The sequence below is a fragment of the Prochlorococcus sp. ALOHA_ZT_50 genome, assembly GCF_022447305.1.
In the GTDB taxonomy this organism is placed as follows: domain Bacteria; phylum Cyanobacteriota; class Cyanobacteriia; order PCC-6307; family Cyanobiaceae; genus Prochlorococcus_A.
In genome coordinates this window covers 1-12312 of the sequence record NZ_JAKVCI010000035.1, presented here as the reverse complement: position 1 = coordinate 12312, position 12312 = coordinate 1, and the positions used below count along the sequence as shown (strand labels likewise).

Below are 12312 nucleotides of genomic sequence, written 5' to 3'. Positions count from 1 at the left end.
AGTCTCAGGTTATAGAATAATGAGAATTCAGTCATGAAAGGAGAAGTCATGGAAATTAATTTTTCAAAATTAAATCTTACTTAAATATAAAGATTTATATAAAATCAGAAGTTTTCCACATGCTTTAGATCATCAGATATTTTTTAAAAAAATACTGTGGAAAAGTTGTGAAAAATTTTTTTTGGGAAGGGGAAATATTTTCTAAAATTTCCAATTTTATTTATCTTTTAATCCATTGATTCCCACATGTTTTTTATTTCATAAAATAAATTTTGTGCTATTGGTATCGGCCAATACATTTCGAAGGATCTAGTTTGGTCTTGACTTTCAAAAACAAACCTTAAACTCCATTCATTCTTTTTCCCCTCTAACTGAATATACCAAGGTAGTTGTTCTAATTCTAAAGTAATAGATTCTTCATCCATTAGTTCATCCTTGATAACTAATAGTTGTTCATTAATTTTTAATAGTAGAAGGTAAAGTGAATAGAATTCACTTTTTTGTAACTCGATTGACCAATTATCAACACCAATCAAAAAGCAAAATTTGCCTTTTTTAAAATCTCTAAGTAATCTCCATCCTTTTTGGTCTTTTACCAAAATTAGCCTGGAAGTAAATCTGGTTGATCTTGTTCATCGCTTAGTTCAATAATTGACCTTTGAACGGGTTTAATAGTTGACTCCTCTAATAAGCCATCAAAATCATCAAAACGTCTTTGTTTAGCTCTGAAAGCAATTTTCACTGTAGTTAAATATCTATTAGTTGATTTTCTTATCAAGCTCTCACCTCTCTTTGCAAGATCATTAGAATCAATTCCTGCATTATTAGATATGTTCATTAAAAAAAATTTTTTACTATAAAATATATTTTACAGTTTATTCGACCGTTTCAAAACATAAATTACAAAAAGAACTTAATTGATTTAAATAATTTCATATGGAAGAAAGTTTATCTGGAACACTTGCTATTGATTTAGGGAACACTAATACTGTTGTAGCTTTTCAAGATCAAAAAGATATAAATTCTGTTTTAGTTGAAATACCGAATATTACATCATCTCCAGGAGTTATTCCTACAGCAGTTTGGTTCGAGGAACCTTCAAAGATTCCTAAAATTGGTATTAGTGCTCTAAAGATGAGGGATAACTCAAATTCTGATTTATTTTTTCATTCGAACTTTAAAAGATTAATTGGAAATTCTATTGAAAAAATTAACCAAAAAAATATTTTAAACCCTAATGAATGTGGCGAAAAATTTTTTCAAATTTTGTGGGCAAACATTCCGCACAAGTATGAGATCAAAAGACTTGTTTTAACTGCTCCAATAGATACATATAAGGGTTACAGAGAATGGTTAGTTAACCTTTGCGAGGAAATATCTGTAGATGAAATAGCCCTTGTTGATGAGCCTACTGCGGCAAGTTTAGGAATAAATGTACCATTTGGCTCAAAAATTATGACATTAGATATTGGAGGAAGTACAGTCGATATGAATATAGTCAAAATAGAAGGAGGAGAAGGAAAATCTGGTCCAATAGCTGAACTATTAAAATTTAAAGGTAATGATGTAAGCTCAATTTCAAAACAAAAAATAAGGTGTGCTGAAATAATTGGAAAAACAGGCTCAAAAATTGGTGGGAAAGATATTGATCAATGGATAGTTGATTATTTTATTCCAGGTAATAATTATATTAATAATCTTTCAAAGGCAGAAAAAATAAAATGTAAACTCAGCTCATCTGTAATCAAATATGAAAATAAATATCCAATAAAATTATTTACTGAACAAAATCAAGAAAAAGAATTTTACCTAAGTAAAGAAATATTTGAGAAAATACTCATTGAAAATAATCTTCTTAATCACCTTAACTCTTTACTCAAAGATTTATTAAATCAAGCAAGAGGCAAATTTTGCACAGTTGACGACTTAAATGCAATTGTTTTGGTTGGTGGAGGAACTCAAATACCATTGATTAAAGAATGGATAACAAAAAAAATTCCAAAAATTCAAATAAAGTCGCCACCTCCTATTGAATCAATAGCTTTGGGAGCTTTAGCAATGACCCCTGGGGTAAAAATTAAAGACATATTAAACAAAGGATTATCTATAAGATTATTTAATAAAAGAGAACAAAAACACTTTTGGCATCCTATTTTTTGCAAAGGTCAAACATGGCCAACAGAAACACCCTTTAAACTGATCCTTCAAGCCAGTAAAAATAATCAGAAAATATTCGAAATAATAATTGGAGAGACACAAAAAGAAAGAGCATATGATGTTATTTTTGAAAATGGATTACCAAAGTTATCAGAGATTCAAAATGAAGAAGAAATTATAAAATGGGACAAAAAACCACTCAAAATAGTATTAAAAAATAAATCTAATATTGGAGAAGACAACTTAAAACTTTTTTTTAAAATTACGAAAAATGCTGATTTATTGGTTAAGTGTTTTGATGTTAAAGATGAATTTTTTGGAGAATATAATTTAGGAAATATCTTCTGAAAGATAGCTATTCAAGAAAAACTCCTTCTTCATTATCAACATTATTTAAACGTAAACTAATACTTTCAATTTTACTAGTTGGCACTTTTTTACCACAAAAATCTGGTTGAATAGGTAATTCTCTATGACCTCTATCTACCATTACTAATAACATCACTCTTTGAGGTCTGCCCCATGAATATAAAGCATCCATTGCAGCTCTAATTGTTCTACCTGTGTAAATTACATCATCTATTAAAAGAATTTCTTGTTTCTCAATAGGAGTTGGAATATCTGCAGCTTGTATTAGGCGAGTTCCAACTCTATTTTGGTCATCTCTATAAAAAGTTGGATCAATTGTTCCTTTTCTAACTCTTAAACCTGTTCTAGAGAATAATTCCTTTTCTAGCACTTCGGTCAGCTCAATTCCTCTAGTCGGGATACCAACCAATAGAAGGTTATCCAGTTTTTTTACTTTTTCGATAATTTCGCAAGTTAAACGCGAAATAGTTTTTCTAAGCTCAACTTCAGTAAGTATTACGATCTTTTTTGTCTTCTTGGACATGATTTATCAAGAAATAAAATTAATCTAATATTTTCATAAATTAGCAAAAGCTAACTATGTTAAATATAAATTGTTAAAGAGTAACGTTTGAAGCTAAATTTAAGGTTGGATCAGTTAAAAATGAATTTGATCTAAATATGTCAAAGATTAGCAGCAAAAATATAAAAAGATTAAGTGTTCCTCAGAGCCCTGTAGTTCTTGCAATACTAGATGGATGGGGATATCGAAAAGAAAAATCAGATAATGCTATAAAAAGTGCCAGTACACCAATCATGGACTCATTGTGGCATGCTTACCCCCACACCCTTATAAGTGCTAGTGGATCTGATGTAGGCCTCCCAGATGGTCAAATGGGCAATTCAGAGGTAGGGCACCTTACCATTGGTTCGGGAAGAATAATACAACAAGAACTTGTAAGGATTTCAAATATTGTAAAAAATAATCAATTAGGCTTGGTAAATGAGTTAAAAGAGATGGCTGATTCATTAAAGAAAAATAATTCTACTTTGCATATCACGGGATTATGTTCCGATGGAGGAGTTCATAGTCATATCGATCATTTATTAGGTTTAATAAAATGGGCATCTGATAATGAAATCAAAAAAGTTGCAATCCATATTATTACCGATGGAAGAGATACTCCTGCAAAAAGTGCCTCTAAATATCTAAATCAAATAGAATCATGTATAAAAAAATTTAATACAGGCGAAATAGCTTCCATATGCGGAAGATACTGGATAATGGATAGAAATCTTTTATGGGATAGAACAGAAAAAGCATATTCTAATTTGACTGATCCAGATATTCAAATAACAAATATTTCTCCCAAGGATTACATAGAAAAAAGTTATGCCAAAAACATAACCGATGAATTTATAGAGCCCATACGAATGTCTGAAAACTATCTTAAAGATGGGGATAGTTTGATTTGCTTTAACTTTCGTCCAGACAGAGCAAGACAAATAGTCAAATCCCTTTCAGACAATCAATTCTCAGACTTTGAAAGAAAAAATTATCCAAATCTAGATTTTGTTACTTTTACTCAATATGATCCGAACTTTCCCGTTAAAGTTGCATTTCCTCCTGAATCACTCAATAATTTTATAGGCCAAATAGTTTCAGAAAACGGACTTAAACAATACAGAACCGCGGAAACTGAAAAATATCCTCACGTAACATACTTTTTCAATGGAGGAGTTGAAATTCCTTTACCTGGAGAAGAGAGACATTTGATTCCATCTCCAAGAGTCGCAACTTATGATATGGAACCCGAAATGTCTGCGGAGGAATTAACTATTAGTTGCTCTAAAGCAATTAAAAGCGGGAATTATGCTTTTGTTGTAATCAATTTTGCCAATCCTGATATGGTTGGTCATACAGGCAACATGGATGCAACAATTAAAGCTATAGAAAAAGTAGATAAATGTGTAGGTCAAATAGTTAATGCTACTGGAGAAATGGGCGGAAGCATTGTTATTACAGCCGATCATGGTAACGCAGAGGTAATGAAAGGATCTGAAGGAGAACCATGGACAGCACACACAATAAATAAAGTTCCATTAATTTTGATTGAAGGTGAAAAAAGAAAAATACCAAATATGGGAAATGAAATTAATTTAAGAGAAAACGCGGGCTTAGCAGATATTGCTCCCACTTTATTGCAATTATTAAATCTACCAATACCAAGAGAAATGACAGGCAAATCTCTTATTCAAGAAATTGAATTAAAAGGTTATAATAAGGTCGTTCAACACGTTTAAAGTTAATAAAAGTTTTTTAAGCAATGATTCAAATTATTAGTTGGATATGGGTATTTTCTGGAGTTCTTCTCATTCTCTTAGTTTTACTTCATAGTCCCAAAGGTGATGGAATGGGAGGAATAGCCGCCAGTGGAAGCTCTATGTTCAACAGCGCAAGTAGTGCAGAAGCCTCTCTAAACAAAATAACTTGGACTTTTTTAGTGATATTTTTGTCTCTCGCAATTATTCTTAGCGCTGGTTGGATTTCATAAAAGTTGAATAAAAAAAGGGACCATTTTAAATGATCCCCTTTAACAAATTTAATTAAAAATTATTGCTTAGTTAATAATCAAAGTCACCGCCCATACCAGGAGCGCCTGCTGGAGCAGCTGAATCTTTTTTCTCAGGTAAATCTGCAACTATGCATTCGGTGGTTAGAACCATTCCTGCTATTGAAGCTGCATTTTGTAATCCTGAACGTGTAACTTTTGCAGGATCAACTATACCAGCAGAGGACATATCTACATATTCTCCAGTAGCAGCATTGAATCCATCATTAAATGGTTTAGTTTTTACATTTTCAGCAATCACAGCTCCATTAGAACCTGCATTCTCAGCAATTCTCATAAGAGGAGCAGTAAGTGAAGCTTCAACAATGTTAGCTCCAATTAATTCCTCTCCTTCTAAATTTTTATCAGCCCATTCTTTTAGAATAGGAGATAAATGAGCGAGAGTTGTTCCTCCTCCAGGTACAATTCCTTCTTCAACAGCTGCTTTTGTTGCATTAATAGCATCCTCAAGACGAAGCTTTTTATCCTTCATCTCAGTTTCAGTAGCAGCCCCAACCTTAATCACTGCTACACCTCCAGCTAATTTAGCTAGACGTTCTTGAAGCTTTTCTTTATCATATGAGGAATCTGTTTCATCCATTTGCTTCTTAATTTGATCACATCTAGCTTTAACTGCTTGCTCATTACCTTCAGCTACAATAGTTGTAGTCTCTTTATTGATAGTTATTCTTCTACCAGTTCCAAGCATATCTAAGGTAGCATTCTCTAATTTCAAGCCTGCATCTTCAGTAATAAGTTGTCCATTAGTTAAAACGGCCATATCTTCAAGCATGGCTTTTCTTCTATCACCAAATCCAGGAGCTTTTACTGCAGCAACATTTAACACACCTCGTAATCTATTGACAACAAGAGTTGCTAAAGCCTCTTTTTCAATATCTTCTGCAATAATGACTAGTGGTTTACCAGTTTTAGCTATTTGTTCCAAAACGGGAACTAAATCTTGCACTAAGGCAATTTTTTTATCAGTCAGAAGGATATATGGTTCATCTAAAACAGCCTCCATTCTCTCTGTATCTGTTGCGAAGTAAGGTGAGATATAGCCTTTATCAAAGCGCATCCCCTCAGTAACTTCTAATTCAGTAGTCATTGATTTTCCTTCTTCTAAGGAGATAACACCTTCTTTACCAACTTTATCCATAGCATTGGCAATCATTTGACCAACTTCTTCATCGTTTCCAGCAGCAATAGTTCCACATTGAGCTATAGCATTACTATCGCTAATAGGTTTGGAATTCTCTTGAATTTTACCAACTAGAAATTCAGTCGCTTTATCAATTCCTTTTTTCAAGGTAATTGCATTAGCTCCTGCAGCAACGTTTCTCAACCCTGCTTTAACCATTGCATGAGCTAAAACAGTGGCTGTTGTAGTACCATCTCCAGCTGCATCATTAGTTTTTGAAGCAGCTTGTCTGATTAAAGCAACCCCTGTGTTTTCAATGTGGTCCTCTAATTCGATCTCTTTAGCGATTGTGACACCATCATTGATAATTTGTGGAGCACCAAATTTTTTCTCTAGTACAACATTTCTTCCTTTTGGTCCAAGCGTTACAGCCACAGACTCAGCAAGGATATCAATTCCTCTCTCGAGCGCTCTACGAGCTTGCTCATTGTAAATAATTCTTTTAGCCATGTTTAGGCAGTGATTTAGTAATAAGTTTTAATAATTTTTGAAACAAATATTTTAGCTTACTACAGCTAAAATATCCTTTTCTGAGAGCAAGACATATTCATCTCCTCCCAATTTAATGTCTGTGCCAGCATATTTGCTGTACAAAACTTTATCGCCAATACTCACTTCTGGAGTTTGTCGAGAACCATCGTCATTAAGTTTGCCAGGGCCCACCTGAGCAACTTCTCCAACCTGTGGTTTTTCTTTAGCTGAATCAGGCAAAAGAATGCCCCCAGCAGTTTTTTCCTCAGATGCGGAAACTTTAATAAATATTCTATCTCCCAGTGGTTTTACTGTAGAGACTGTAAGTGAAACAGCTGCCATAGATTAATGGAGGATCATGATTGAGACGCTTTGCGTCATAAAAATGGAAAGAGAAATTCTCCATCCGTATCATCAACAACATAATCTGCAAAGCGGCAATTAAACCATACTTAAACTGTGCGGGTGGCCGAACCCATTTAACGAATCTACCCATGAGGTGGTAGTATTTTCGGATTATGAGCTGTTTAAATCAGCTATTCATCACCAATCAATAAAAAATGGTAGCAACTCCATCAACTTCTTCACAAACAAAAGGCGTAGTACGTCAGGTAATTGGTCCAGTTCTAGATGTAGAATTTCCAGCTGGGAAATTGCCCAAAATATTAAATGCTTTAAGAATTGAAGCTAAAAATCCTGCTGGACAAGATATAGCGCTCACTGCAGAAGTCCAACAGCTCCTAGGTGACCATAGAGTAAGAGCAGTGGCAATGAGTGGCACAGACGGCCTTGTAAGAGGCATGGAGGCAATCGACACAGGAGCACCAATATCTGTACCTGTAGGAGAAGCAACTTTAGGAAGAATATTTAATGTTTTAGGAGAACCAGTAGATGAACAAGGTCCAGTAAATACTAAAGATACTGCTCCAATTCATAGAGCTGCGCCAAAGTTAACTGACCTAGAAACTAAGCCAAAAGTTTTTGAAACTGGTATTAAAGTTATCGACCTTTTGGCTCCTTACAGACAAGGAGGAAAAGTTGGATTATTCGGAGGTGCTGGTGTTGGGAAGACAGTTCTTATTCAAGAATTAATTAATAACATCGCAAAGGAGCATGGTGGAGTTTCTGTTTTTGGCGGTGTAGGGGAAAGAACTAGAGAAGGGAACGATTTATATGAAGAATTTAAAGAATCAGGCGTTATCAATGCAGATGATTTAACTCAATCAAAAGTTGCCTTATGTTTTGGACAGATGAATGAGCCACCTGGTGCAAGAATGAGAGTAGGCTTATCAGCACTTACAATGGCCGAACATTTTAGAGATGTAAATAAACAAGACGTTCTACTTTTTGTTGATAACATTTTTAGATTCGTTCAAGCTGGTTCTGAAGTATCTGCATTACTTGGAAGAATGCCTTCAGCTGTTGGATACCAACCAACTCTGGGAACTGATGTTGGTGAATTGCAAGAAAGAATTACATCTACATTAGAAGGGTCAATAACATCTATCCAGGCTGTTTACGTACCTGCTGATGACCTAACAGACCCTGCTCCAGCTACAACCTTTGCCCATTTAGATGCTACTACCGTGCTTGCTAGAGCTCTTGCAGCTAAGGGAATTTATCCAGCAGTTGATCCATTAGACTCAACAAGCACTATGCTACAACCATCAGTTGTTGGCGATGAGCATTACAAAACAGCCAGAGCTGTTCAATCAACTTTACAAAGATACAAAGAACTTCAAGATATCATTGCAATTCTTGGTTTAGATGAGCTTTCTGAAGAAGATAGATTAACAGTAGACAGGGCTAGAAAAATTGAAAAATTTCTCTCACAACCTTTCTTCGTAGCAGAAATATTTACAGGAATGTCTGGTAAATATGTAAAATTAGAAGATACCATTGCTGGTTTCAATATGATTTTGTCAGGTGAATTGGATGATTTACCAGAGCAGGCATTTTACCTAGTTGGTAACATTGATGAAGTTAAAGCAAAGGCTGAAAAAATAAAATCAGAAAAATAAATATTTAAATATATATTTAACCTTCAATAATTTTAAATTAATGGCAATTTCTCTAAAAGTTTTAGCTCCTAATAAAAATGTTTATCAAGGCGAAGCTGAAGAAGTAATCCTTCCTAGTACTACTGGTCAAATTGGTGTACTACCAGGACACATCTCTTTAGTTACTGCTATAGATATTGGCGTTTTAAGGCTAAGAATGAATTCCCAGTGGAAATCAATAGCTCTTATGGGAGGCTTCGCTGAAATTGAATCAGATGAAGTTATAGTTCTAGTAAATAATGCTGAAATTGGTTCTGAAATTAATGTTCAAAATGCTGAACAAGATCTTAAAGAAGCAAAATTAGCAATTAGCAAATTTTCTGAAAATGAAAAAAATCCAGAGAAAATTAAAGCCTTGAAAGAGGTTTCAAAGGCTGAGGCTAGGATTCAAGCTGCAAAGAACTAATATTTAAGCGGTTCCACAAAAAGTTACTTCGGGAAACTTTAATTTGGCTTCTTCTAATTTTTTTGTTTTACCTTCTTCTTGCCAATAATTTATTACTTCAGTAGCTTTATTCAATATTTCTACTCTTTCGTTATCTGTAATCCAACCTTTATTCTCTAGTTCACTTTTTAATTTTTCCCAAGCATCATCTCTTGGCCAAAAATAATAAGCAGTAAGAGGGCTTGGGCCTCCACCTACTATTTGATCCACTGCTAAAGCCACATTATCAGGTAACCACAATACTTTAATTATGAACCTTCCTTCATCAGGTTTAGGGGTATAACCAGTAGGTACTCCATCTTCATCAATTGTGGCAGCTGCTAATACAGCTGTGGCACCCATCATTCCTGAATTAGGAGAAGAATTTTTAGAGTTTGGTGCATCACTGTTTTTTCCCTTTTTTTCTGTTGAATTTTGATTTAACTTATCTGATGAGGTCATTCACTTATTTATGTTTAATAAATAATTTATCAGTTTATGGTCACATTTTGATTGATTTATTCAAAATTTCTTGATTTTAGTAATTGATAACTTCTAAACAGGATTTTATCTATCATGAGTTACTTCATAAAAATCATAAATAGTGGCTTCCAATGAATCCCAAAGATCTTTGGGGATATCGTTTTCTTCTGCGAACATGCCAAGCTGACTAGCTAAGCCTCTTGCTTGAGAAAGTTTCGAATCATATGAATCAGACTTATTCATTTTTGAGTTTTAAACTTAATAAAAAATAAATCTATTAACTAGATAAGTCAAATTTCAAAACTCTAAATCAGAAATTTCTTTTAGTGCAGCAATACTTAAAACATCTGGGTTTGTATCTTTGACCAGGACATCATCTTCAATTCTTATCCCTATGCCTTTCCATTTCTCATCTATAGGGGGTTGTCCCTCAGGGACTGGGATCCTATCACTTATATAGATCCCAGGTTCTACCGTAAGAATCATTCCATTCTGTAATGGCACTTCATAGTCCCCCATTCTGTATGCTCCAACATCATGAACATCTAAGCCGAGCCAATGTCCAGTTCTATGCATGTAAAGATGTTTATAAGATTGATTCTCAATTATCTCCTCAGTACTGCCTGACAATAAACCAATTTCTTTTAATCCTTCTATAAGAATTGTTAAAGCAACATTATGAACAGCACTAGAATTCGATCCCTTTACAGCACTTTTAATTGCATTTTTCTGCGCACTCAATACAATTTCATAGATAACTTTTTGCTCATTAGAAAATTTACCACCTATTGGAATAGTTCTTGTTATGTCTCCATTGTAATAATCAATTAGTGAGCAGCCAGCATCCACCAACAATAAATCTTCCTTCTTCAAGGGTGAGTTATTTGAAGTGTAATGCAAAATACAGGCATTATCTCCTGATGCAACAATTGAGTTATAAGCTGGTCCTCTCGCCCCTTTTTCCAAAAAGAATCCCTCTAGAAGACCCTGAATTTGTCTTTCATTTTTCTTTGATGAGATAGATTCTCTAACTAGTTCATGAGCTTCGGCTGAAATTTGTATAGCCTCTCTCATTCTCTTAATTTCAAATTCACTTTTAATTAATCTCATCTCATTTAAATAAATTTCTGGAGATTTTATAGAATTTGCACCAATCCCTGATCTTGAGCGATTTTCAAGTTGTTGTGAAAATATCTCTAGTATTATTTTCTCTATTTTTGGATGCTTTCCAATTGAAAAAACAAGTTCATCAGAACCATTTATGTAAGTTGGGAGTAAATCTCTTAATTCGTTTATTGAGTGAGCCTTATCAGCCTTAAACTCTTTTTCAGCGCCTTCTAAACCCCATCTAAAGCCATGCCAGACTTCGCTTATAACATCTTTAGGAGCGACAAACATAATAAATCTCTCTCCCTTTGGCTTATGCGATAAGAAAAGAGCGATTGCATCTGGCTCATCGAAACCTGTTAAATACCAAAAATTACTATCTTGCCTAAAAGGATATTCACAATCAGCATGATGCTTTACAAGATTAGCCCCAGGGATAATAGCAGCTTTCCCACCTAATTTATTTAGGAATATTTCTCTTCTTTCTTCAAAAACTTTATGGTCAGGTTCAAACATAAATTGTGTATTGGCGTGTTTAAAAAAAAAATGGAAGAATGAATTAAAACAGATTTAGTACCTAATCTACTTTAATGGAACCAAGTGTTTACGGTTTATTTTTACTTATAATAATTATTTTAATTGGATCAGCATGTTGTTCGGGAGTAGAAGCAGCTTTTTTAGCTGTAAATTCAATTAGAATTTTAGAAATTGCCTCTAGACAAAAGCCAAAAAGTTCTGCAAATCAACTTCTAAAACTTAGAAAACATCTTGGAAGGACACTAACTGTAATTACTATTACTAATAATGGATTTAATATAATTGGCAGTCTTATTTTAGGAGTATACGGAGCATTGGTAATTAATAGCAGTTTTGGTTTAACCCTTTTTTCAATAGCTTTTTACATACTAGTTGTTTTAGTAGGAGAAGTACTACCAAAAGCTCTTGGCACAAGATTTTCAGTTCAAATAGCACTATTATCTGTTCCTATCTTGCGAATATTAAATACTTTAATGAGGCCATTCTTAATATTAATTGAACAGATATTTCCAGTTATTACAGCAGAAAACGAAATTTCAACTGATGAAGAAGAAATTAGACAAATGGCAAAAATTGGAAGTCAGAAAGGTTTTATAGAAGCTGATGAGGCAGCAATGATATTTAAGGTTTTTCAATTAAATGACTTAAAAGCAAAAGACTTAATGACCCCTAGGGTATCGGCACCTTGTCTTGATGGGTCATCAAATCTTGATGAAATTTCAAACCTCATTATGTCTGACAGCTCTCCATGGTGGGTTATTTTGGGAGATAAAGTTGACAAAATACAAGGGGTAGTAAAGCGTGAAAAAATGTTGACAGAGTTAATTAATGGAGAAAATAAAAAATTATTATCAGAAATTTGCGAACCTGTGGACTACATTCCGGAAATGATAAAGCAGATCAATTATTAAC

At 33.8% G+C, this 12312-nt stretch carries 14 protein-coding genes; 6 read left to right on the top strand and 8 right to left on the bottom strand.

What is annotated here, in order from left to right; all coding sequences use genetic code 11:
* Positions 1 to 227 precede the first annotated feature (227 nt).
* Both MK115_RS08385 and MK115_RS08380 read right to left on the bottom strand, forming a co-directional pair.
* Positions 228 to 599, bottom strand: coding sequence for a DUF1818 family protein (locus MK115_RS08385; protein ID WP_287610734.1), 372 nt, complete (start codon positions 597 to 599; stop codon positions 228 to 230).
* A gap of 2 nt (positions 600 to 601) precedes the next feature.
* Entirely contained in the window at positions 602 to 838 is a 237-nt protein-coding gene (locus tag MK115_RS08380) for a DNA-directed RNA polymerase subunit omega (RefSeq protein WP_002807252.1), read from the bottom strand.
* Positions 839 to 936: 98 nt separating this feature from the next.
* Between MK115_RS08380 and MK115_RS08375 the strand changes: the two genes are divergently transcribed.
* Entirely contained in the window at positions 937 to 2505 is a 1569-nt protein-coding gene (locus MK115_RS08375) for an Hsp70 family protein (protein WP_287610733.1), read from the top strand.
* Positions 2506 to 2512: 7 nt separating this feature from the next.
* On the opposite strand, the gene pyrR is transcribed toward MK115_RS08375, so the two are convergent.
* Entirely contained in the window at positions 2513 to 3049 is a 537-nt protein-coding gene (gene pyrR / locus MK115_RS08370; protein ID WP_287610732.1) for a bifunctional pyr operon transcriptional regulator/uracil phosphoribosyltransferase PyrR, read from the bottom strand.
* Positions 3050 to 3186: 137 nt separating this feature from the next.
* Between pyrR and gpmI the strand changes: the two genes are divergently transcribed.
* Positions 3187 to 4809: a 2,3-bisphosphoglycerate-independent phosphoglycerate mutase gene (gene gpmI / locus MK115_RS08365; protein ID WP_287610731.1), complete on the top strand. Its 1623-nt coding sequence runs from the start codon at positions 3187 to 3189 to the stop codon at positions 4807 to 4809.
* Positions 4810 to 4832: 23 nt separating this feature from the next.
* Positions 4833 to 5060, top strand: a complete 228-nt coding sequence (secG, locus tag MK115_RS08360; protein ID WP_011863548.1) for a preprotein translocase subunit SecG — start codon at positions 4833 to 4835, stop codon at positions 5058 to 5060.
* Between the two features lie 70 nt (positions 5061 to 5130).
* On the opposite strand, the gene groL is transcribed toward secG, so the two are convergent.
* Positions 5131 to 6768, bottom strand: a complete 1638-nt coding sequence (gene groL, locus MK115_RS08355) for a chaperonin GroEL (protein WP_011819051.1) — start codon at positions 6766 to 6768, stop codon at positions 5131 to 5133.
* A gap of 51 nt (positions 6769 to 6819) precedes the next feature.
* Positions 6820 to 7131 carry a co-chaperone GroES gene (gene groES, locus MK115_RS08350; protein WP_002806275.1) on the bottom strand — a complete coding sequence of 104 codons (312 nt, stop codon included), beginning with the start codon at positions 7129 to 7131 and terminating at the stop codon, positions 6820 to 6822.
* Positions 7132 to 7349: 218 nt separating this feature from the next.
* Between groES and atpD the strand changes: the two genes are divergently transcribed.
* Together atpD and atpC are read left to right on the top strand one after the other, a co-directional pair.
* Positions 7350 to 8810 carry a F0F1 ATP synthase subunit beta gene (gene atpD / locus MK115_RS08345; protein ID WP_011863550.1) on the top strand — a complete coding sequence of 487 codons (1461 nt, stop codon included), beginning with the start codon at positions 7350 to 7352 and terminating at the stop codon, positions 8808 to 8810.
* A gap of 40 nt (positions 8811 to 8850) precedes the next feature.
* Complete coding sequence (atpC, locus tag MK115_RS08340; RefSeq protein ID WP_025972519.1) at positions 8851 to 9255, top strand: ATP synthase F1 subunit epsilon; 405 nt, start codon at positions 8851 to 8853, stop codon at positions 9253 to 9255.
* A gap of 3 nt (positions 9256 to 9258) precedes the next feature.
* On the opposite strand, the gene MK115_RS08335 is transcribed toward atpC, so the two are convergent.
* From MK115_RS08335 to MK115_RS08325, 3 genes are all read right to left on the bottom strand, one after another.
* Complete coding sequence (locus tag MK115_RS08335) at positions 9259 to 9735, bottom strand: 30S ribosomal protein PSRP-3 (protein ID WP_075438719.1); 477 nt, start codon at positions 9733 to 9735, stop codon at positions 9259 to 9261.
* A 105-nt stretch (positions 9736 to 9840) separates the two neighbouring features.
* Positions 9841 to 9999 (bottom strand): hypothetical protein, encoded by a 159-nt coding sequence (locus MK115_RS08330; RefSeq protein ID WP_179850491.1) that lies wholly within the window; start codon positions 9997 to 9999, stop codon positions 9841 to 9843.
* A 54-nt stretch (positions 10000 to 10053) separates the two neighbouring features.
* Positions 10054 to 11379, bottom strand: a complete 1326-nt coding sequence (locus tag MK115_RS08325) for an aminopeptidase P N-terminal domain-containing protein (protein ID WP_287610729.1) — start codon at positions 11377 to 11379, stop codon at positions 10054 to 10056.
* Positions 11380 to 11453: 74 nt separating this feature from the next.
* Between MK115_RS08325 and MK115_RS08320 the strand changes: the two genes are divergently transcribed.
* Positions 11454 to 12311 carry a CNNM domain-containing protein gene (locus MK115_RS08320; protein WP_287610728.1) on the top strand — a complete coding sequence of 286 codons (858 nt, stop codon included), beginning with the start codon at positions 11454 to 11456 and terminating at the stop codon, positions 12309 to 12311.
* Position 12312 lies beyond the last annotated feature (1 nt).